This is a genomic window from Dehalococcoidia bacterium, assembly GCA_035574915.1.
In the GTDB taxonomy this organism is placed as follows: domain Bacteria; phylum Chloroflexota; class Dehalococcoidia; order DSTF01; family WHTK01; genus DATLYJ01.
In genome coordinates this window covers 18,057-38,082 of the sequence record DATLYJ010000078.1, presented here as the reverse complement: position 1 = coordinate 38,082, position 20,026 = coordinate 18,057, and the positions used below count along the sequence as shown (strand labels likewise).

Sequence of the window (20,026 nt, the reverse complement as noted above, 5' to 3'; positions counted from 1 at the left end):
GCCTGCACGCCGCGATGGTTACTCTGCACTCTGCACCATGGCCGGCATCTACCTGTCCCTCGGCTCCAACCTCGGCAACCGCGCGGCTAACATCGCGCTGGCGCTGCGAATGCTGGGTCCACTCGTGCGGGTCGAGGCGGTGTCGCGGCTGTACCAATCGCCGCCGGCTGACGGCTCCGACCAGCCGGACTTTTACAACGCTGCCTGCCGCGTCGTCACCGGCCTGGGCGCGGACCTCCTGCTGGCGCACGCCAAGCGGGTCGAGCACATGATCGGCCGGCGCCCCGCTCCACGCTGGGCCCCTCGGCCCATAGACATCGACATCGCCCTCTACGGCGACCTAGTGCTCGAGAGCGAGGCGCTGACGGTGCCGCACCCGCGGCTCGGCGAGCGGGCGTTCGTGCTCTTCCCGCTCCTCGACCTCGACCCGCGGTTGATTCACCCCCAGACAGGGACGCCGCTGAGCGACCTCGCCTCTCGGCAGCAGCGGCCGGAGGTAATCGCAGAGGGTGAGTGGTGGCGCGACGCCCGCACCATCGGCGTCCGGGCCCGATCTGCGGCGGAGGCGCCGGCGCCGTAGCCGGCAGGCCGCCGGCAGCCACTCTCGCGGCGATCCTGCCTAGCACCAGGAGGTGGTAAGCCAGTCCGGGTAGAGTAATTCGCAGCCCACGCGGGTACATTGATCCGCGATGAGACGCGGGCGCCCAAGACACCCTGACATCCTCACGCCGCGTCAGTGGCAAGTGCTGGAGTTGCTGCGGCAGGGGCTGACCAATGAGCAGATTGCCCGCCGCCTCGGCCTCACGCTCGACGGCGCCAAGTACCACGTGTCAGAGATCATCACGAAGCTCGGCGTTTCGAGCCGGGAACAAGCCGCCGCCTGGACGCCAGAGCGAGAGGCTCGTCGACTCGGCGCGCTGGCGCCCTTGACTCTGCTCTTCAGGAAGGCAACGCCCGGCGCGGCGGCGAAGGTGGCGGCCGGTGCTGGCGCCCTGGTTGTAGTTGGCGCGGCACTCTTGCTCGCCCTGGCGCTGCTCCTGGACCTTGGCCCACAGGAGTCAGGCCCGACCGGCGAACCTGGCAGTCTCGGCAAGCTCGCCTATATCCGGAACGGCGACCTTTGGGTCATGTCTCTCCCGGGCGGAAGGCCCGTGCGTCTCACGACCAACGGGCAGATGTCCTACCCGCGCTGGTCGCCGTCCGGGGAGTGGCTACTCGCTGGCGAAACCGTGGTCAGAGCGGACGGCGGCCGCCGGCGCGCCGCACCGGGCTGCGTCGCCTGGTCGCCGGTCGCCGACGAGCTCGCCTGCGTCGACCCCGCCGGCGGCTTCAGGCTTGAGGCGCCGACCGGCGCCTTGCTTCGCACCATCAGCATCCGGGCCTTGCTCCCTGGCGCTGCCGCTGGCACGACGATCCGAGGCCCCTACTGGAGCCCGGACGGCGCCAAGCTGGCGTACGCGGCTGACGGACCGTTGAACCGCTCACAGGAGCCGTATAGCCGCCTATCGAGCCTGTGGGTGGCGAACGCCGACGGGACGAATGCGCAGCTGCTGTACGCGAACGATGCCTATGCCGGGCCCGAGAGCGGGCAGGTCGGGGTGCTCCGCTGGACGCCGGACGGGTCGTCGATCCTCTCTTCATTGAATCCTCAGTTCTCTGCGTCCATCGCGGCTGATGGCCTGCCCCTTTACGCCATTTCTGTCGGCGGTGGTGCGCCACGCAGGCTCGGCGTCGTGGCGTTGACCCGCGACGAACTGATAGGTCAGTTCGCCTCCAGGACTGCACTCGCCCTCACAGAGGGGTTTGGCCGCGAGACATGGACCCGCAAACGCATCGCTGTCGTCGATACGGCCAGCGGAGCTGTGACCTTTCTCACGGGCACCGACACCGCTGCCTTCTCGCCCGAGTGGTCACCGGATGGGCGCCAGGTGGCCTACGTCGCGGGGCCTGACATAGGGCCAGTCGGCGGTGGCGACGACGCGAGGCAGGGTGCGGGCCAGCGGCGCATCTGGGTCATGGACGCAGACGGGGCCAACAAGCGGCAGCTGACGGACGACCCGGCCTACCGCGACGAGCGGCCCCTGTGGTCGCGCGATGGCTCCTGCCTGCTCTTCGCCCGCATCGACAACGCCGAGGACGTGGCTTCGCTCTGGCTGCTGCCCGTCACTGACGGCACTCCCGTCAAAGTCACGGACCTCTCGTGGCCGCGCTCCGCTCAAGACCCGGCGCTCTGGTTTGGCTTCTATGGGTACATCCCCTGGGATCGCTACTTCGCCTGGTGGCAGGGAAGCTGAACGCTACCGCAGGCTCTTGCGCCAGCCATTGGCAACGGCCTCGGCCTCGGTGCAGAACCAGCGCTCGCCGCGGGCCGGGTCGATGACCGTCTGGTCGTAGAACTCGCCGCCGGGCACGTGGTAGATCTTTTCGCCCGTGCCCTGGCTGATGTTGCCCTTGATGACGCAGCCGCGCGGCGGCACCGCACAGCCCTGGGGGCAAGCGCTGCCGCCGGGCGCCAGGGTGGGTGTGGCCGCCACGCAGGCGCCCCAGAGGCCACGGTTCGCCTCCCGCGCCTCCCTCTGCGCCGCCAGGAAGCGGTCCACGTACTTCACGTCCGGCGGGAAGGTGGCGACCTGGGCGTAGCCTTCCCGCACTAGCGTCTCGTTGACCATGGCCCCGTCGACGTAGACGTAGCGCAGCAGCCTGCCGAAGCTGTCCGCCTCGCTCACGTCCTTCTCCAGCTCGACCTGCCTGCCCTCGACCAGCGCCCGGTTGCGGGCCGATGCCTCCGCCCCGAAGCAGCCCACCGGCCGTCTGGGGTCGACCGTCTCGGGCGCGTCAATGCCGATGTAGCGCACGCGCACGGTCGCGCCGTCGAGCTGCACGTCGATCGTGTCGCCGTCCACGACCCTGAGGACGCGCGCGGGCTGCCGGCCGGGCGTCGTCGTTGCCGTCGGTGCCGGCGCAACCGCTGGCGGTGCGGGTGAGGTAGCGGCAGGCGTTCCAGTGTCCGATGAAGTCCTAACGGGACTCGTGCCCTCGCACGCGAGCGAGAGCAAGACGGCCAGGAGCAAGAGGCCCCCGAGGTGAGGTGCTGGCTTGCTGTACATCCGTTCTCTTATTCGATTATCGACTGAAGGGGCCACAGGTCAGGAGCGCCATGGGGTCGGCGTAGACACCTGCCAGAAGCGAAGCTGGCCTTCTACCTCCGTGGTGCGAGAACGCCGGAGACGTGGCTTGGCTTGGGTTGCCGCCCGTCACGAGCGCGCGCGGATTGCGCTGGCTCGGCCATCGCCACTTCGCCTGGGAGGCTACTTCGCCAGGTGGCCCGGGCCCTGGACCGCAGCCCGCGATGCCTTCGGCTGCCAGGTCCCCTCGTAGACGTCCGGGCGGCAGACTCGACAGGCGCGAAAGCCCGCGGCCTCAGCCTCGGCGCGTGAGGGGAAGGAGAGGCGGTTCTCGGGCTTGGTGCGCCGCCCCGGCGGGCAGTCCTCGAGGCAGTAGATGCGAGTGGTGCGGCAGGCGTGGATTGGCATGTCAGCAGATCAGCACTTTAGCGGGTCAGCAGGTTAGCGCGTCAGGTTCGACGAAAATAAACCGCGCCTTCATACCGGGCCGCACTCCTTTAGGGGGAGGCTCCTGGCTTAAATAGCGTAGGCCCATTAGCGTCTTCTCGTTCGACCTCGGTCGGATCTTCAATGGCTCGCAGTATGGTCCGCGCCAAGAACACGCGATCCCTTCGGCGCCCAGTTATCTCCTGAAGGATCCCACGCTCGATAAGGGTGTCGATGGCGTGAGTGGCGCTTACCGGCGTCACGCCCAACGTGGCAGCCGCGGATGCTACGGTAACCGCGGGACTGGTGAAGAGAGCTTCCAGTAACCGAAGCACCGAGGGTGCGGCCCTAAACGATAGCAACTGGCGACGCGAGTCCTCGTAGAGCTTGAGTAATCGGTCGAAGCGGGCAAGGGCGTCACGGGACTGTATTATGACGCCCCTGGCGAAGAATCTGAACCAGTTCTGCCACTCGCTGCGCTCGCTTACTGCTTGCAGGTGGTCGTAGTACTCGGTGCGGTGACGCTCGAAGTACGGGCTGAGGTAGAGGGCGGGGCTCGGGAGCCTGCCGAGGGTGCACAGGAAGAGTGTTATCAGCAGCCGGCCCACTCTACCGTTTCCATCCAGGAACGGGTGTATTGCTTCAAATTGATAGTGCATCTGGGCACAACGAATGAGCGGCGGAGTAACGGTCTCCTCGTGCAGGAAGCGCTCCCAGTCAGCCAGGCAGTCATGCATCTCCGTGTGTGGTGGCGGTACATAGGTGGCTTCTTCCAGACTGCTGCCGGGCGACCCGATCCAATTCTGTGAGCTCCGGAACTCTCCCGGCGCCTTTTCCTGTCCACGTACGCCGCTCATCAGATGGGCATGCAGCTCTCTCACGAGCCGCAGGCTAAGTGGGAGTTCCGCGAGACGCTCCAGGCCGAAGGACATTGCACGCCTGTAGTTCAGCACCTCCACCACGTCCGAGCTCAGACCCGGGATCGCGCGGCCGGCAGCTTCGAATACAGCGAGGTCTGAGAGCGAGGCCTGAGTGCCTTCGATTCTGGAGGACAGCACGGCCTCGCGCTGGCTTAGCGGCGCAATCAGCAGTTGCGGGTTCGGCAGCACCCTTGCCATTCCCGCAAGTTCGCCCAGGTGGCGATCAGCCTCCGAAAGGAGATAGATGACGTCGGGATCCAGCGAAGTTTGCCGGCTCAAGCGCTCCGGCACAAACGCCCAGTAACCGCCAGGGGTCCAGACTAGACGACCCGCTGGTGCCGCAAAGGCCTTACGGTTCAAGCTACCAAAGCTCCCTTTATTAGTTCTCGCAGTTACTATACTTTTACGGCCAACAGTATAATAACGTCTACCGTTCGCCGCGGGTGCTGCTGCCAAAGTCCAGCTCGGGGAGCTTGCGGTCGCGCAGCTTCTCACCCAGTTCGTCCGCCAGCGCGCTCACGATCAGCGGCACCGCGACGGAGGCCTCGACGTTCACGGTCACGAAGTCGGCATCCGGGGCGATCTTGCGCCAGGACTGGGCTTCTTCGAAGGTGCAGCCGGAGAGCCCGCCCCATTGTGGCTGGTCCATCGTCACCTGGATGCCGTACTTGTGGCCGGGAAGCTCGCGGGCGTAGATGTAGGCCGCCACCTCTGCCTGCTGGATGAAGTTCTTCGGCGTCCCGCCGCCGATGTAAATCACGCCCGTACCCTTCGCCGTCAGCGCCAGGTGCGACGTCTCGAGCACGTCGCCGATGATGTCGAACACCAGGCGGTGGCCGCTGCGCACGCGCCCGGTGGCGATGGCGAGGCCGTGGACGCTGTCGCCGAGGGCAGGGCTGTAGATCGGCACGCCGTGCTTTGCCGCGGCAGTCAGGATGCCGTCCTCGCTCGCCATCGGGATCAGGGCCTCGCCCAGACGGCGGAAGTACTCGCGCGTAGAGATCGGCTTGTTCTCCTCCAGCGTCTGCGCGAAGGCGACGACGAACTCTTCGGCGTCGGCGAAGTCGCTCTCCGGCGCGAGGACGTCGTAGAAGCGGTTGATGCGGTGCTTGCCGAGGTCAATGTCGTGCCCTCCCGGCACCGTCTGCCAGTGAGGCTTGCCGAGAGTCTCGTAGACATCGTGGAACATGTTCGCGCCCGTGCTCACGATGACGTCGACCATCCGGTTCTCGATGAGGAACCGGATCACGTTGCGCATGCCGGCGGGGACCATCGCCCCGGCGATGCCGAGGAAGATGGTGATCTCGTCCTCCATCATGCGCTTCCAGATGCGCGTGGCGGTGCCGAGGTTGCGGGCCTGGAAGGAAGTGCCGTGCAGCCCGTGCATGAGCTGCGAAGGTGTCTGCCCCGGCCGGACCTCGAAGGGACGGACGTGAGTGTGCAAGAACTCTGACATGTCAGACTCCTGGACGTGCGGCTGCGGGGACGGAGCGGCCGGGGATGCGCGGGGCGCGACCGGCCGCGTCTGGTCCTAGTGGGAGTCGGCGCCGACCAGCGCGCCGGTCACAAGCCGCCGCTCATACATCGCCACGGGCTTCGCCTCGGCGATGCTGTGCGGATACTCCAGGCCGCGCTCGTGCGTCTCGACCCTGACCGAGTCCAGCTTGAATGCCTGGGCGAGGCTGATCACGGCGCCGTCGCCGTCGAAGGCCTTGCACGAAAAGACGTCGGCCCAGATCAGGCCCCGCTCCGGGAACGTGTGGACGGCGATGTGACTTTCGGCGATCAGGACGAAACCCGAGATGCCCCAGTCCTCCGCCTTGTCGCCCACATAGCGAAAGACGTGAGGCTCGGTGATCTTGGTCATGTTGATCTCGCCGGGGAGCCGGTCGAGGAGCGAGCGCACCAACGACTCGTTGCTCAACAGCTCCCGGTCCCCACCGAAGCCGTCAACAGTCAAGTGCATAGCTCACCCCTTTCCTTGTTGCCGCCCCAGGCGACCTTGTGCCCGGCCTGGCCTTGGTCTGCGGCCGGGCTCCTGCCGATAAGGTTGCCCCCTCCTCAGGGACACGCCCGAAAATGGGCGCGATAAAAGGCCCCCAGTAGCGTTCCCCGTCCGTCCTGGGAGAGGAGGAGGGGCATCCTTCCTGCGAAGGAACCGGCGGGCTCGCTTTTCCCCTTGGAGCCTCGCCGCAGCCACCAGATGGCCTGGATTAGTGCCTGTCGACTTCTGCCTGCGGACCGTTCCGCCGAACCACTAGGTCATAGGCACGCATCGCAGGATAGCACAGGGGATTGAGAGGGAGCAATTTTTCTGTACTCGTTCGTCGGATGCCGGACACCTGCCTCCTTTCGTGGTGGACTAGACAACTGGCATCCCCCTGAACGAGGCGGTGGCCTGGCCCGAAATGCCGTTATAGTAGCGGGGCTGCGATGGTGAGGCTGAGCGACCTGCCGCCCGAGCTTGCGGACGCCTACCGGCGCCTGCCGCTGCCCGCCTTCGAGTCGACGCCCTGGGCTCCTGCCCCGCCCTTGCGTGAGATGCGCGTCGCCATCGTGAGCACCGCCGGACTGCACCGGAAGGAGGACGCCCGATTCAGCGGCGGCGCGACAGACTACCGCATCATCCCCGGGGAGGTCGATGCGGCCAGCCTCGTCATGAGCCACGGCAGCGTCAACTTCGACCGCACCGGCTTCCAGCAAGACGTCAAAGTCGTCTTTCCCCTCGACCTCCTCAAGGAGCTTGCGCGGCGCGGCGAGATCGGCTCCGTAGCCGCCTGGCACTACTCCTTCATGGGCGCGACCGACCCCACGCGCCTGGAAGACGCCGGCCGCCAGGTAGGCGGATTGTTGCGCCGCGACGCCGTCACAGGCGCCGTGCTCGTACCCGTCTGACCCAACTGCACGCGCGCCGTCGGCGGGCTCGCACACTACATCGAGGCCGAAGGCGTCCCTACTGCCGGGATCAGCCTCGTGCGTGAGCACACCGAGTTCATCCACCCGCCGCGCGCCCTCTGGGTCTCCTTTCCCTTCGGGCGCCCCTTTGGACCACCGAACCAGCGCGACTTCCAACTGGGTGTCCTGCGCGCCCTCCTGCGCCTCTTCGAATGCGCGTCAGGGCCGGTGCTGGAGGACTACCCGTTCGACTCCCCGACCGATGCGACGGCGCAGGAGGACGGCTGGAGCTGCGTCCTGCCCCTGCCTCCATTGCAGGCGCACGCGGACGCGGCCGCCTCGCTGAAGCAGGCGCTGGAGGCTGAGGTCCGGCTCCTCATGCCCTGGTACGAGGAGTCGGTGCGCCGACTTCGCCGCACGACCTTCGGCGCCAGCGGCCTCGCCGCCTCCCGCATCGGCGAGGCCGCATCGTACCTTGCAGCCGTTGCCGCGGGCGAGACGCCCGGAGCCCCCATCGGCGGCGATGTGCCACTGCGCGCGGCCCTGCGCTTGCTGGTGGAGGACATGAAGGCGTATTACCTGGAGGCCGCCGCTGCCCAACCCAGCGGCGCTGCCCTGCCAGGCGCCATGCGGCTGAACCGCTGGTTGTATCACGAGACCGTTTTCGGCGATGTGCTCTACCGCATCCGCGACCGCCTGGCCGCGGAGGCCGAGGCGTTGCCCGCGGCCGAACGGCCGCCGCCCCTGCCGTTAATCCACGCCGTGTTCCGCGAGCGGCCAGCGCGGCGCTGAGGCCTGGCGCACGCCTCAGGACGCCGCCGCGCCCGGCGCCGCCTGCAGCCGTTCCTCTCCCACCACCCGCCCGTCGAGCATGCGCACGACGCGGTCGCTTCGCGCCGCCACCGCGGGGTCGTGAGTTACGAGGATGATCGTGAGTCCGCGTTTCCGGCGCAGGTCGTCGAGGAGGTCGAGGATGCGGCGGCCGCTTGTGGAGTCGAGGCGGCCCGTCGGCTCGTCGGCGAGGAGGATGCCAGGCTCGTTCGCGAGCGCCCGGGCGATCGCAACGCGCTGACGTTCCCCGCCTGACAGCTGGCTCGGCCGATTGTGCGCCTTGTCCGCCAGGCCGACAAGGTCAAGAAGGTTCAGGGCGCGGGCCTGCCGTTCGCTGGCGCTGATCCCCGCCTCGAACATTGGTACCTGCACGTTCTCGCTCGCCGTCAGCGTGGGCAGCAGGTTGTCCAACTGGAACACCAGCCCCACTTCGCGGGCGCGGTGACGAGAAAGGTCCCTCTCCTTACCGAGGTCCTCGCCATTGACGATGATCGTGCCCGAGTCCGGGCGGTCCAGGGCAGCGATCAGGTGCAGCAGCGTCGACTTTCCGCAGCCGGAAGGCCCGACCACGGCCACCCACTCCCCGGCGTAGACTTCGAGGTCGACGCCGTCCAGGGCGCGAACGCGTCCGTCCTCGAACGTCTTCACCACGCCTCGCATCTCCACGATCCTTCGCGCATCACTCATAGCGGAGCGCCTCCATCGGGGTGAGACGCACCGCCCGGAATGCTGGATAGGCGGCGCCGGCCAGCGCCACGGCCACGGCCACGACCAGGGCGCGCAGGAACACCGAGAGCGTGTACTGCGGCTCGAGCAGGTTGCGGATGGTATCGACCAGGAGGAGCGCCTGGGTCGCCGCGACCGCTACCGCCGACCCCACAGCCGCCGCGATCAGGCAGAGAAAGACGGATTCGCTCAGGACCATGCGCAGGATGCGGCTGCCGCTCCAGCCGACCGCCCGCAGGATGCCTATCTCCCGCGTCCGCTCGAACACGGACATCACCATCGTGTTCATGACGCCGATGGCGCCGATACCGACTGCCAGGATCGAGATTGCCAGGTTGGCTGCGTCGAGTAGGGTGATGCCCTGGTCCACCTTCCCGTACTCGGACACGTCGGCGATGGTGGCGAGGTTCGGGAAGCGCTCTTCGACCTCGTCTGCCAGGTCTGCCGGGTCGGCGCCCGGCGCGGCCGTGACGAAGACCGCGGTGACCACGCCCGTCTTCGCCGCTATGTCCTGCACGGTGGCAAGCGGCGCGTAAGCGCCACCGTCTTCGTACAGGGAACCGGTCACATAGATGCCGACAACCCTGAGCTCCCTCTGGTCAATCGTCACGCTATCCCCGACATCGACGCCGAGGTCTCGCGCCGCCCTGTGCCCCAGCATCACTTCGTCCGGCGCGCCGCTGAGCACCGTACCGGAGCGCAGGGCCGGCGGGCTGGCGGCCACGTCCTCGGGCCGCAGGCCGACCATGAAGAAGAAGGGGTTGGACCCGAGCCGCGTAATGTGCACGAGCGCCGGCTGGGCGCGGGCAACGCCGGGCACGCGAGCGAGCGCAGCGACGTCGTCCTCGGCAACCACGGAGAAGCTGAGGTCGGCGGCGCCCTCCTGCGCGACCATGAAGTCTGCTCCGCCGAAGCGGATGATCTCGCCCGCCGTGCTCTTCAGGCTGTTCGTAACGACGCCCAGGGTCACCACCGTCGTGATACCGAGACTGATGCTCAGCACCGTAAGGCCCGTGCGGATGCGCTGGCGGAAGAGGTTCTTGAGGATGAGTGCAAGGAAGGTCATGGTCCGCCTCCTCTGGCCATGATCCGGCGTATCGCAGGGCGGTGGAAGTGCCCTGAGGCATCAGGAGTGACGCTAAGCGGGCCGAGCCGCTGGGCATCGCGGCGCCGCACGGGAGGTCGTGCGGCCTGGGGCTAAGGGCGCATGCCCACGCGCAGCTTCGGGCCGAGCTGGGTCGCGTTGACCGCTTGCGAGCGCCGGACGAAGTCCACCAACGCCGGCCGGGTGTCTCGCGGGTCGATGATCTCGTCGGCCAGGTTAGTGCGCCGCATCACGGACGCCATGCGGTTCAGGCGCTCCTCCAGCTGCACCCGCAGCTTCTCTCCCGCCTCCGGGTCCTCCTGCAGGAGCCGGCGGTACGCCGCGGCCACGCCGCCCGCGGCCGGGATGGAGCCGGACTCGGCCGAGGGCCAGGCGTAGCGGATGTTGAAGCCGTTGCCGCCGCGCTTGGACCCGCCCTGGGCGACGCCGTAAAAGCGCCGCAGCAACACCGTGCAGTACGGCACCGTCGCCTCGCGCACGGCCATGTTCGCCCGCAGCGCCCAGCGCAGCGTGCCTTCTCTCTCCGACTCCGGCCCGATGTTGAACCCCGGTACGTCACAGAGGTAGACGATGGGCAGGTGGAAGGTGTCTGCCAGGTCCACGAAGCGCTCGAACTTCTGGCAGGCCGTCGCCGTTTGCGCGCCGCCGTCCTGCCTGCAGTCGTTCGCGATCACCGCCACCGGGAAGCCGTCGATCCGGGCGAACATTGTCACCAGGGACCTGCCGAAGAGGGGCGAGATCTCGAACGCCGAGTCCTTGTCGACCACGGCGCGGATGATGCGGCGGATGTCGTAGGTCAGACGGCGGTCACGCGGTATGGCCGTGGCCAGCGACTCTTCGCGCCGGTTAGGGTCATCTGAGGGTGTCTGGCGGGGCGGCAACTGCCAGACATTCGACGGCAGGTAGGACAGGAAGCGTCGTATCTGCTGGAAGGCGTCCTCCTCGCTTTCGGCGACGTTGTTGACCACGCCGGTGAGCTGGGCATGGACCTTGTGGTTCCCGAGTTCCTGCTTGGAGATGTCAATGCCCATCGCTTGCTTGATCAAGGGCGGGCCGCCCACGAAGAGCTCGCTGGTGTCCTTCAGCATCACGCTGAAATGGCTCTCGACCGCGGCGATGGCGATCCAGCCGGCGCAGGACCCGAGCACTGCGGCGACTACCGGCACCTGGGCCAGCAGGTTGCCCCGCGCCAGGACGGTCGCGATGTCGTTCTTCGCGGCCATCGGCACGATGTTGGACCCGTCCCAGTCCCTGGGCACGTTGATCGACCCGGGCACGCCGGACGGGCCAAGGGCCACGAGGTTTCCTTCGAGGTCCTGCACCCGGTGTAGCTGGGGCCCGGCGCGCTCTGGCGCCCCCTCCACCCGGTAGTCCTGGGCGACAGTCGATATGCTACCCCCGGCGCCTTCCAGGAGCAGGACAAGCGGGATGCGCTGGCCGCCTGCCATCTGTTCGATGCTGCGCTTCCCGGCGGCGGCACTGTCGCTCGCCCCACCGCGGATCGTGAAGTCGTCGCCGCGCACGGCGACGCTGCGGCCGTCGATCTTGCCGTAGCCGGCGATTACGTTGCCGGGCCGGAACGCCGTGAGGCGGCCTTCTTCGTCGTACTGACTTTCGCCGAAGGCCGTGAAGAGCTCCTCGAACGTCCCCGGGTCCAGCAGGAGGTCCATGCGTTCTCGCACCGTGAGCCGCCCCTGCGAGTGCTGCCGTTCGATGCCTTCGCGGCCGCCCATGCGCCGGCTCAAAGCGCGCTTGAGCCGCAGCTCTTCCAGTTCAGGGTCCCAGTTCGTCATCGGTTCCAGCCTCCGCGGGGCGCGCGGGGTCGCCCGGGCACTTGCACGCGCAGCATAGCCTCTCGTCGAGGCGGGCGCAGCGACTTGGCCCGGCCCATCGGTCGACCGTCGTCCCCACGCGCGAGGCCGCGAACATTGACGTTAGCGTAAATGTTGCTTACCATCGACTTGATGGCTACGGAGCAAAAGGAGCGGCCGCGTAACGAACCGTACCTCCAGATCGGGGAGGTCGCGGACCGTACCGGCGTGACCCAGCGTACCCTGCGCTTCTACGAGGAGCGCGGCCTGCTCAAGCCGCCTTCGCGGATGGAGGGCGGTTTCCGCCTCTACTCGGAAGAGGACGTCGGCCGCGTCGAGCAGATAAAGCGCCTGCAGTCCCTCCTCGGCCTCACGCTGGCCGAGATCAAGGAAATGGTCGAGGCGGAGGAGACCAAGACCGAGCTGCGCGCCACGTACCGCCCGGACCTCGATGCCGAGGCCCGCATCGCGCGCCTGGTGAAGGCCATCGAGGTCACGGAGCGTCAGTCCCAGATCATCGGCGCCAAGGTGAACGCGCTCATCGAGATGAAGGCTGACCTCGAGGCAAAGCTCCAGCGCTACCGTGCCGGCGTCGCCGAACTGAGAGAGCACCTGGAGAAGGAGCACGGCGGCGCTGTCTACCCCACGCGCTAGCTCCGCGCCAGAGGCCCCTAGAGCCCTTTCCTGCCCGATAAGCTAGCCTCGTGTCGTCCTCGATCAAGCCGAGGCAGGACCCACCAGACCCGGTGAGACGCGGACCGCGCGGCAAGACCCGGCCGCCGGACGCCCGGGCTGCCCCTGACCGCCCGCGTCTGGCCCCCGCCGTTCCCTGACCGCTGCTTGCTGCTCTGACGCCTGACCTACAATAGCCCCATGGCCGCGCGCGTCCCCCGCCGCGCAATGCTCTTCCTCGCGCTCAAGGCGTCTCTCGCCGCCGTTGCCTGCGGCTCCGCCGCCAAGGGCGCCGGGCCTGTTGCTACAGAGCCCGCGCTGACCCCGACGCCTCCCCTGCCGACTCTGACTCCGCTGCCGCCCACGCCCACGGCGCCGCCGCCCACGCCGACGACGGCGCCGCAGCCCATCCAGTTGGTCCCACCCCAGATCGTGCAGGGCGGCTTCGCCATGGTTGTCCTCAACGAGCCGGCTACTTCCGCGACGGCGAGCTTCCAGGGCAGGCAATACCCTATGCTGCGAAGCGGCCAGCGCTCCTGGGCTCTCCTCGGCGTGGGCGCCTTCGCCCAGCCTCAGCTTTATCCCGTCAATGTGAACTACACGCTCCCCAGCGGCGGCGCCGCGACCCTCGTGGCAAGCCTGGCCGTGCTCGACAAGGACTACCCGGTCGAGAACATCGACCTCGACCCCCAGACCTCGAGCCTCCTCGCCCCCGACATCGTGCAGGCGGAACTCGCGCGGCGGGCCACTATCTATGCCGGCTACACGGCGCAGCGCCTCTGGTCCGGCCCCTTCGTCCGTCCGCACGCGGGCCCCCTGAGCAGCGTCTACGGCGAAGCGCGCAGCTACAACCGCGGCCCGGTCACGGACTACCATCGTGGCAACGACTTCGTGGGGGAGCCAGGGACGCCCGTGGTCGCCAGCGCCGCCGGCCGGGTCGCCTTTACCGGCGAGCTGCGGGTGCGCGGCAATTCGGTGATCATCGACCACGGCGCCGGCGTCTTCAGCGCTTACCATCACCTCTCCCGCATCGATGTCGGGGACGGGCAGGCGGTGACGCGCGGGCAGCAGGTCGGCGCCCTGGGCGCGACGGGCCTGGTGACCGGCCCCCACCTGCACTGGGAGGTGGTGGTCCGCGGCGTCGAGGTCGACGGCCAGCTCTGGCTCGACGGCCGCGAGTACGGGCTCTAAGGCATCGCGTCCGAACCCAGTTGCGGAGTGGCGCGCGTCGTCTTCGCTGCCGCGGCGCCGCAACGCCGTAGCGGGTCGGCCGCTTCAGCTGCAGGGCCGGACCGTCAGCCGGCTTCGGGGCGGTCAGGGCTGCGCGGGCGCGACCGCCACGAAGGTGCGCCAGTCGCCGTCGGACAGCACCTGCCTGATTTCGAAGCCGGCGGCCTCGAGCGCGGACCGGACCTCGGACTCTCGTTCGGCGATCACGCCGCTGGCGAGCAAGACCGCCCCGGGCCGCATCTTTTCCCTGAGCCGCGGCGCCAGGCGCACTATCGTGCCGGCGTTGATGTTGGCGCACACGAAGTCGAACTCGCCCGGAGGCAGGTCTTCCAGCGACCCGTGGACCACGCGCACCCTGTCCTCGACCTGGTTGAGCGCGGCGTTGGCGCGCGCGGCCGCCACGGCCTGCTCCTCGATGTCGGCCGCGATACAAACCCTCGCGCCCAGGGCGACGGTGGCGATGGCAAGGATGCCGGAGCCCGTGCCGAGGTCGAGGACGTCGGCCTCCGGCGGCAGGAGTTCCTGCATCGCCAGCAGGCACATGCGAGTTGTCGGGTGCTGGCCGGTGCCAAAGGCCATCCCGGGGTCGAGGCTGAGTACAACCTCGCCCGGTGCTGCCTCGTAGTCGATCCAGGCCGGACGGACGACGATGCGCCCAACGTGCTCGACCTCGTAGTGCGCTTTCCAGGCCTCGGCCCAGTCCTGCTCGCTCAGCGTCCGATAGCGCAGGGGGCGCGAAAGCCAGCGTCTCAGCCCGCTGCCGGCGATCCGCCGGCGCAGGAGAGCGCGTCGCGCGGGCGAGACTGGCCCGTAGGCGTAGGCGCGCAGGACGGAGGGCGCCGATGGGTCGAGCGTATAGCCCTCGTCCGGTCCCAGCGCCTGTACGGGCGGCTCGACCGCCACTCCCCCGCCGGTGAAGGCGGCGAGCAGGTCAGACAGCGGCTCGAGGCCCTCCGGCAGGACCACTGCCGTGATCTCCGTCCAGGACCCCGGAGCGCCGGAGGTGGCGATCGTTTCCAGCATGTACTCACGCTAGCCATTGCGGCGCACAGAGTACAGGCCACCCGGGACGAAGTGCTGGCTTGGACCTTGCCTGACGACCCTGCCGCATGCGCACCGGCTCCTGTGTTGCCCGCTCCGCTATGATCAGCGCAATAGAGACGGGAGGGGCCGGCATGGCTCAGGAACGCGGCGGTGTGGCCTTCATGCGCGAGCGCTACGGCATCGATGAGGCCGTGGCGCTGTCGCTTCTGGACGCGGCGCTATCTCGCGGCGGTGAATACGCCGAGCTCTACTTCGAGCACAAGGACGCCGGCAACATCCAGTTCGAGCAGCAGGCGGTGAAGAGCGCGAACCGCAGCATCAGCCAGGGCCTCGGCGTCCGCGTCCTCCTTGGCGAGTCCGTCGGATATGCCTACACGGAGGACTTGAGCCGCGCTGCGATGCTGCGCGCCGCTGAGACGGCGGCGAAGATCGCCTCCCGCGGCGACCGAGTGAAACCGGTCGACGTCGTGCATTACGAGACGGCCAGCCACTACTCGCCCTCCGGCAGCACCATCGATGTCGCGCCCGCCGACAAGGTCGCGCTGCTGCGCAGGGCGGACGAGGCCGCGCGCGCCTTCGACCGCTCGATCGCGCGCGTCGACATGGCGATCGTCGACGAATTGAAGACAATCGCCATCTACACGAGCGATGGCCGCATGGCCGGCGACATCCAGCCGCTCGTCCGCTTCAACGTCAGCTGCCTCTCCGAGCGCGATGGCCAGCGCCAGACCGCGCGCTGGGGCGGCGGCGGGCGCATGGGCATGGCCTATTTCGACCAGCATTCTCCGGAGGACCTGGCGCGGGAGGCTGCCCGGCAGGCGGTGCTGTTGCAGTCCGCCATCGAAGCGCCGGCTGGCACTTTCCCCGTCGTCCTCGCCGCTGGCGACTCAGGCATCCTGCTCCACGAGGCCATCGGCCATGGCCTGGAGGCGGACTTCAATCGCAAGAAGACCAGTAACTACTCCGACAGGATCGGAGAACTGGTGGCGTCGCCGCTATGCACGATCGTCGACGACGGGACGATCAGCGACAGCCGCGGCTCGATCAACGTCGACGACGAGGGCAATCCCCCCGGCTACAACGTGCTCATCGAGAACGGCGTCCTGCAGGCCTACCTCCAGGACCGGATCAGCGCCCGCGCGATGGGCACCAGGCCATCGGGGAACGGCCGGAGGCAGTCCTTCAAGCACTACCCCATGCCGCGCATGACTAACACTTACATGCTCGCCGGCGAGTCTACTCCGGAGGACATCGTCCGCTCGGTGCGCAAGGGAGTCTACTGCGTGGCCTTCTCAGGCGGGCAGGTAAACATCAGCAACGGCGACTTCGTCTTCAGCGTCACCGAGGGCTACATGATCGAGGACGGTCGCATAACGGCGCCTATCCGCAACGTGAACCTCATCGGCAACGGCCCGGACGTGCTCACGAAGGTCGCGGCCGTCGGCAACGACTTTGCCCTGAGTGATGGCCGCTGGACCTGCGGCAAGGACGGTCAGTCCGTCCCCGTCGGTGTCGGTATACCGACGGTACTCGTGTCCGGCATCACTGTCGGAGGCACTCGCCTCGGCTAGGCGCCTCCGCAGGCGCCCGACTGTCTCAGCGCCAGGGCAGACGTGTCGCAGCCGCCGCGGGACTGCCTGCCGTCAAGAGGAGACGGCGTGGCCCGAGCTCGCCGATTCAATGGCTCGCATCAGCGTGTCGAGAGTAAGGGGCACCTCGATGACAACGTCTGCCTCGCCGCCGGACGTGCCACCCGAGTAGAACGAGATCTCGACGATCGCCGCGCGGGGATAGACCTCACGCCAGCCACGCACAGTGTCCCTGGAGTCTCCATCACGGTGCCGGTACTGGTAGAGCACGATGTCGGGGTCGGCCTCCGGCAGCGGCTGACAGGAGGGGTCTGATTCGAACACGTCGAAGCCCTCGCTGCGCAGCGCGATTGCCAGCACCTGGCGCAGAGAATCCTCGCGACCCAGTAGAGCCACCGAGCGACGTCCGCGATCCATGACCTAAGCCTAAGGGAGCGCAACGGCCGCGCCTACGGTCGAATGGCCGCTCTCGTCCGGGCCAAAGGGCCCGCAGGCTAATGACGATCGCTGATCCCGTATCGCTGTGCCGGAGCCTGCCCGCCTCTAACGTTGTCGGGCCGCCTGCCGATAAGACTTCGAATCTTACCCTCAGGGCGTCCGGCCCCGTAGATGGAGACCGAGATGAAGCCAGCCCGCTTCCACTTCTGGCAGCTTGCTGCGGCCGTCGCCCTGGCGACCCTGGCCGTTGCCTGCGGCACCGGCGACGATGAGTCAGCGCGCACCGGCGAGATGGCGCCGGCCGACCAGCAGGTCCTGCGCCTCCGCCTGGGCGCGGAGCCGAGGACGTTGGACCCCCACCAGGCCAACTTCACCACCGACATCTCAGTGGTCAAGCAGCTCTTCAGCTCCCTCTTCCGCTACGACGAGCGGCTCAATGTCGTGCCCGACATGGCGGCCGAACTGCCGACGACCGAGAACGGCGGCATCTCCCGCGACGGCAAGACGTACACCGTGAGGCTGCGGCGCGACCTCAAGTGGAGCGACGGCGCTCCCTTGACTGCCGATGACGTGGTTTTCGGTCTGAAGCGCATGCTGGACCCAAAGGTGGCCTCACCTTACGCCGGCAACTTCGGTGTCATCGCCGGCGCTCGCGAGTACTCCACCGCGCTGGGCACGAAGTCGGCGCCGAAAGCACCTTCGGACGCGGAGCTTGCGGCCCTGCGCGAGGCCGTGGGCGTAACCGCAAAGGACGAGCGCACGGTGGTGTTCACGCTGACCGCGCCCAGCGCCAGCTTCCTGAACCAGCTCGCGCTCTGGGCCTCGGCGCCGGTCCGCAAGGACGTGATCGAGCGCGGGCCGTCATGGACCGAAGCCGGGAGTCTCGTGGGTAACGGCCCCTTCGTGCTGACGGAGTGGACACACGGCGCCCGCCTGGCGCTGGAACCTAACCCTAACTGGCACCTTGGCCGAGCCCTGCTCTCGAAGGTCACGTTGAGCATCATCGAAGATGAGGTCGCTGCTTTCGCGGCCTACCAGGCGGGCGAGATCGACGTAGCGCCGGTGCCCCCGGCCAGCCGGCGCGAGGTCGCGACCTCCGGTTCTCCTCTGAATGCTGACCTGAAGCGCCAGGTCGACCTTGGCACGGCGGCCCTGGCTTTCAATAGCCAGGACAAGCCCTTCGACAACCATAAAGTGCGGCAGGCCTTCGCTACCGCCGTCGACCGGCGCGCGTTGATCGAGGGCGTCCTTCAGGGCGTCGGCGTCGCCGCAAACGGCTGGCTGCCGCCGGGCATGCCCGGTTATGAGGCCGCGGCCGGCAAGCAATACGAATTCGACCCGGCGAAGGCCCGCGCGCTGCTCGCTGCTGCGGGCTATCCAAACGGCGAAGGCCTGCCGAAGGTCACTCTCTTCCTCCGCACGAACGACACGAACCGCCTCATCGCCCAGTTCATGCAGGAGCAATTCCGCCGCAACCTCGGCGTTGAGGTCAATGTGGAGCTTGTAGATGCGGCGACATACCAGTCCCGCTTTACTCGCGGCGACTTCAACATGAGCATGTCCGGGTGGTCGGCGGACTGGGCCTACCCGGACAACTGGCTGCCGGAGCACTTCGGCACGAACGGGAACTTCAACGTCTACCACTACAGCAACCCCAGGGTAGACGAGTTGCTGGAGAAGGCCAGGTCAGAGACCGATGTGCGAAAGCATCTGGACCTGTACGCTCAGGTTCACCGGCTCGTGCTCGAGGACGCAGCGATCGCACCCCTGTACCACCGCGAAACCTTCATCGTCGTGAAAGGGCGTGTGCGGGACCTGCAGGTGACGGGCCTGGACGGCTACCTGCGAGGGGACTGGAACCTCTGGAAGACCTGGATCGCCAAGGGCTAGGACCCTTGAAGTCCCGGTGGCGGGGCAGAGGCCGGACTCTGGTCCGGCCTCTGCTCTGAGCTCGAAGGGCAGCCCCGCCGGGAAGGGCGTCACGCGTACACAAGGTTGCGGTCGAGGAGGGCGCGCGAGATCAGGACGCGCTGGATCTGGCTCGTCCCCTCCACGATCATCAGCTGACGCGCGTCGCGGTAATGCCGCTCCAGCGGGTGGTCCATCATGTAGCCCTGCGCGCCCAGTATCTGGATCGCGTCCGAGGACACCTTGACCGCGGTCTCGGTCGCGAACGCCTTCGCGATCGAGAGGTAGTGGGCGTGCTCGCGCTGGTAGAGGCCATGGTCGACGTTCCAGGCGGCCTGGTAGACGAGGAGTCGTGAGGCCTCGATGGCGATAGCCATGTCGGCGAGCATGAACTGGATCGCCTGCAAGTCTGCGATCGGTGAGCCGAAGGCCTCGCGCTTGCGCGCGTACTCGAGCGCGTAGGCGAGCGCGCCTTCGGCGAGGCCGAGCCCGCGGGCGCCGACCACGGGGCGGCAGGTGTTGAGGCCGAGCATCGCCGCATTGAATCCGCGCCCCTCGCTGCCGCCGATGACGTTCTCGGCCGGGACGCGGGCGTCCTGGATGGCGAAATGTGCCGTCGCGACGGCCTTCACTCCCATCTTGCGGTCCGTGCGGGCGACCGAGAAGCCGGGCGTGTTCTTGGCGTCGATGATGAAGCCGGTGATGCCGCGCGAGCCGGCGGTGGGGTCCGTCTTCGCGAACAGCGTGACGAAATCGGCGACGGTGCCGCCAGAGATGTAGGACTTCTCGCCATTGAGGACGTAGTCATCCCCGTCGCGGACGGCGCGGGTGCGCAGGTTGGCGGCGTCGGAGCCCGTCGAGGGTTCGGTGAGGCAGAAGGAGGCGCGCATTTCGCCGCGGGCGACGGCCCCGGCCCAGCGCTTCTTCTGCTCCTCCGTACCGCCAATGATGATCGGCTGGGTCGAGAGCATGGAGAGCAGGAGAATGAGGCCGGAGGAGCAGCAGTACTTCGCGACCTCCTCCACGGCCAGGGCGAGGGCGAGCACGCCGGCGCCGGAGCCGCCGTACTCCTGCGGAATGGAGAGCCCCAGGAGGCCGACCTCCTTGAAGGCCTGATAGATGTCCTCCGGGTACTCTTCCTTCTCGTCGATCTCGGCGGCGCGCGGCGCCACCTTCTCCCGAGCGATGCGGCGGGCGGTCTCCTGGATCAGCTTCTGCTGCTCTGTGAGCTGGAAGTCCATGGTCGGTGCTCCTAAGCGGGTGTGTCGTGAGTCGAAGTATCAGAGAACACGGAACAGGGGACAAG

19 protein-coding genes are annotated in these 20,026 nt (G+C 67.8%); 8 read left to right on the top strand and 11 right to left on the bottom strand.

From position 1 onward, the window contains the following. Window positions 1-37 precede the first annotated feature (37 nt). Both folK and VNN10_07325 read left to right on the top strand, forming a co-directional pair. The gene (gene folK, locus VNN10_07330) at window positions 38-580 is read left to right on the top strand and encodes a 2-amino-4-hydroxy-6-hydroxymethyldihydropteridine diphosphokinase (GenBank protein ID HXH21825.1); all 543 of its coding nucleotides are present in this window, start codon (window positions 38-40) and stop codon (window positions 578-580) included. A gap of 109 nt (window positions 581-689) precedes the next feature. Next, window positions 690-2,294, top strand: coding sequence for a LuxR C-terminal-related transcriptional regulator (locus VNN10_07325; GenBank protein ID HXH21824.1), 1,605 nt, complete (start codon window positions 690-692; stop codon window positions 2,292-2,294). A gap of 3 nt (window positions 2,295-2,297) precedes the next feature. Here VNN10_07325 and VNN10_07320 read toward each other — a convergent pair whose 3' ends face one another. The 5 genes from VNN10_07320 to VNN10_07300 form a co-directional block, all read right to left on the bottom strand. After that, window positions 2,298-2,903 (bottom strand): thermonuclease family protein, encoded by a 606-nt coding sequence (locus VNN10_07320; protein HXH21823.1) that lies wholly within the window; start codon window positions 2,901-2,903, stop codon window positions 2,298-2,300. A gap of 405 nt (window positions 2,904-3,308) precedes the next feature. After that, a complete protein-coding gene (locus VNN10_07315; GenBank protein HXH21822.1) occupies window positions 3,309-3,533 on the bottom strand; it encodes an Ada metal-binding domain-containing protein in 225 nt (74 codons plus the stop codon). Between the two features lie 89 nt (window positions 3,534-3,622). Further along, window positions 3,623-4,831: a Fic family protein gene (locus VNN10_07310; GenBank protein HXH21821.1), complete on the bottom strand. Its 1,209-nt coding sequence runs from the start codon at window positions 4,829-4,831 to the stop codon at window positions 3,623-3,625. A 67-nt stretch (window positions 4,832-4,898) separates the two neighbouring features. Continuing rightward, window positions 4,899-5,927 (bottom strand): deoxyhypusine synthase family protein, encoded by a 1,029-nt coding sequence (locus VNN10_07305; GenBank protein ID HXH21820.1) that lies wholly within the window; start codon window positions 5,925-5,927, stop codon window positions 4,899-4,901. A 75-nt stretch (window positions 5,928-6,002) separates the two neighbouring features. Further along, window positions 6,003-6,437 (bottom strand): S-adenosylmethionine decarboxylase, encoded by a 435-nt coding sequence (locus VNN10_07300; protein ID HXH21819.1) that lies wholly within the window; start codon window positions 6,435-6,437, stop codon window positions 6,003-6,005. Between the two features lie 467 nt (window positions 6,438-6,904). Here VNN10_07300 and VNN10_07295 point away from each other — a divergent pair, with 467 nt between their 5' ends. Next, window positions 6,905-7,366, top strand: a complete 462-nt coding sequence (locus tag VNN10_07295; GenBank protein HXH21818.1) for a glycine/sarcosine/betaine reductase selenoprotein B family protein — start codon at window positions 6,905-6,907, stop codon at window positions 7,364-7,366. Window positions 7,367-7,444: 78 nt separating this feature from the next. After that, window positions 7,445-8,158, top strand: coding sequence for a hypothetical protein (locus tag VNN10_07290; GenBank protein ID HXH21817.1), 714 nt, complete (start codon window positions 7,445-7,447; stop codon window positions 8,156-8,158). Window positions 8,159-8,173: 15 nt separating this feature from the next. Here VNN10_07290 and VNN10_07285 read toward each other — a convergent pair whose 3' ends face one another. The 3 genes from VNN10_07285 to VNN10_07275 all read right to left on the bottom strand — a co-directional run bounded on the left by VNN10_07285 (window position 8,174) and on the right by VNN10_07275 (window position 11,821). Beyond that, the gene (locus VNN10_07285) at window positions 8,174-8,884 is read right to left on the bottom strand and encodes an ABC transporter ATP-binding protein (GenBank protein ID HXH21816.1); all 711 of its coding nucleotides are present in this window, start codon (window positions 8,882-8,884) and stop codon (window positions 8,174-8,176) included. After that, window positions 8,877-9,989 (bottom strand): ABC transporter permease, encoded by a 1,113-nt coding sequence (locus VNN10_07280; GenBank protein HXH21815.1) that lies wholly within the window; start codon window positions 9,987-9,989, stop codon window positions 8,877-8,879. The genes VNN10_07285 and VNN10_07280 overlap by 8 nt, the downstream gene beginning before the upstream one ends. A gap of 131 nt (window positions 9,990-10,120) precedes the next feature. Continuing rightward, on the bottom strand, window positions 10,121-11,821 hold the full coding sequence (locus VNN10_07275; protein HXH21814.1) for a carboxyl transferase domain-containing protein: 1,701 nt from the start codon (window positions 11,819-11,821) through the stop codon (window positions 10,121-10,123). Between the two features lie 171 nt (window positions 11,822-11,992). Between VNN10_07275 and VNN10_07270 the strand changes: the two genes are divergently transcribed. Beyond that, complete coding sequence (locus VNN10_07270; GenBank protein ID HXH21813.1) at window positions 11,993-12,493, top strand: MerR family transcriptional regulator; 501 nt, start codon at window positions 11,993-11,995, stop codon at window positions 12,491-12,493. Between the two features lie 219 nt (window positions 12,494-12,712). After that, window positions 12,713-13,702, top strand: coding sequence for a M23 family metallopeptidase (locus VNN10_07265; GenBank protein ID HXH21812.1), 990 nt, complete (start codon window positions 12,713-12,715; stop codon window positions 13,700-13,702). A gap of 123 nt (window positions 13,703-13,825) precedes the next feature. On the opposite strand, the gene prmA is transcribed toward VNN10_07265, so the two are convergent. Next, on the bottom strand, window positions 13,826-14,764 hold the full coding sequence (gene prmA, locus VNN10_07260; protein HXH21811.1) for a 50S ribosomal protein L11 methyltransferase: 939 nt from the start codon (window positions 14,762-14,764) through the stop codon (window positions 13,826-13,828). A 152-nt stretch (window positions 14,765-14,916) separates the two neighbouring features. Between prmA and VNN10_07255 the strand changes: the two genes are divergently transcribed. Further along, window positions 14,917-16,356 carry a metallopeptidase TldD-related protein gene (locus VNN10_07255; GenBank protein HXH21810.1) on the top strand — a complete coding sequence of 480 codons (1,440 nt, stop codon included), beginning with the start codon at window positions 14,917-14,919 and terminating at the stop codon, window positions 16,354-16,356. A gap of 72 nt (window positions 16,357-16,428) precedes the next feature. On the opposite strand, the gene VNN10_07250 is transcribed toward VNN10_07255, so the two are convergent. Then, window positions 16,429-16,791, bottom strand: coding sequence for a hypothetical protein (locus tag VNN10_07250; protein HXH21809.1), 363 nt, complete (start codon window positions 16,789-16,791; stop codon window positions 16,429-16,431). Window positions 16,792-16,995: 204 nt separating this feature from the next. Between VNN10_07250 and VNN10_07245 the strand changes: the two genes are divergently transcribed. Beyond that, complete coding sequence (locus VNN10_07245) at window positions 16,996-18,702, top strand: peptide ABC transporter substrate-binding protein (protein HXH21808.1); 1,707 nt, start codon at window positions 16,996-16,998, stop codon at window positions 18,700-18,702. 89 nt (window positions 18,703-18,791) lie between these two features. Here VNN10_07245 and VNN10_07240 read toward each other — a convergent pair whose 3' ends face one another. Then, window positions 18,792-19,961, bottom strand: coding sequence for an acyl-CoA dehydrogenase family protein (locus VNN10_07240; GenBank protein ID HXH21807.1), 1,170 nt, complete (start codon window positions 19,959-19,961; stop codon window positions 18,792-18,794). Window positions 19,962-20,026: the final 65 nt, after the last annotated feature.

What these genes read in the sequence shown, in the direction of transcription:
- folK (HXH21825.1), top strand. Translation starts at nt 38, where the DNA reads ATGGCCGGCATCTACCTGTCCCTCGGCTCCAACCTCGGCAACCGCGCG.
- VNN10_07325 (HXH21824.1), top strand. Translation starts at nt 690, where the DNA reads ATGAGACGCGGGCGCCCAAGACACCCTGACATCCTCACGCCGCGTCAG.
- VNN10_07315 (HXH21822.1), bottom strand. Translation starts at nt 3,533, where the DNA reads ATGCCAATCCACGCCTGCCGCACCACTCGCATCTACTGCCTCGAGGAC.
- VNN10_07305 (HXH21820.1), bottom strand. Translation starts at nt 5,927, where the DNA reads ATGTCAGAGTTCTTGCACACTCACGTCCGTCCCTTCGAGGTCCGGCCG.
- VNN10_07300 (HXH21819.1), bottom strand. Translation starts at nt 6,437, where the DNA reads ATGCACTTGACTGTTGACGGCTTCGGTGGGGACCGGGAGCTGTTGAGC.
- VNN10_07295 (HXH21818.1), top strand. Translation starts at nt 6,905, where the DNA reads ATGGTGAGGCTGAGCGACCTGCCGCCCGAGCTTGCGGACGCCTACCGG.
- VNN10_07285 (HXH21816.1), bottom strand. Translation starts at nt 8,884, where the DNA reads ATGAGTGATGCGCGAAGGATCGTGGAGATGCGAGGCGTGGTGAAGACG.
- VNN10_07280 (HXH21815.1), bottom strand. Translation starts at nt 9,989, where the DNA reads ATGACCTTCCTTGCACTCATCCTCAAGAACCTCTTCCGCCAGCGCATC.
- VNN10_07275 (HXH21814.1), bottom strand. Translation starts at nt 11,821, where the DNA reads ATGACGAACTGGGACCCTGAACTGGAAGAGCTGCGGCTCAAGCGCGCT.
- VNN10_07270 (HXH21813.1), top strand. Translation starts at nt 11,993, where the DNA reads ATGGCTACGGAGCAAAAGGAGCGGCCGCGTAACGAACCGTACCTCCAG.
- VNN10_07265 (HXH21812.1), top strand. Translation starts at nt 12,713, where the DNA reads ATGGCCGCGCGCGTCCCCCGCCGCGCAATGCTCTTCCTCGCGCTCAAG.
- prmA (HXH21811.1), bottom strand. Translation starts at nt 14,764, where the DNA reads ATGCTGGAAACGATCGCCACCTCCGGCGCTCCGGGGTCCTGGACGGAG.
- VNN10_07255 (HXH21810.1), top strand. Translation starts at nt 14,917, where the DNA reads ATGGCTCAGGAACGCGGCGGTGTGGCCTTCATGCGCGAGCGCTACGGC.
- VNN10_07250 (HXH21809.1), bottom strand. Translation starts at nt 16,791, where the DNA reads ATGGATCGCGGACGTCGCTCGGTGGCTCTACTGGGTCGCGAGGATTCT.
- VNN10_07245 (HXH21808.1), top strand. Translation starts at nt 16,996, where the DNA reads ATGAAGCCAGCCCGCTTCCACTTCTGGCAGCTTGCTGCGGCCGTCGCC.
- VNN10_07240 (HXH21807.1), bottom strand. Translation starts at nt 19,961, where the DNA reads ATGGACTTCCAGCTCACAGAGCAGCAGAAGCTGATCCAGGAGACCGCC.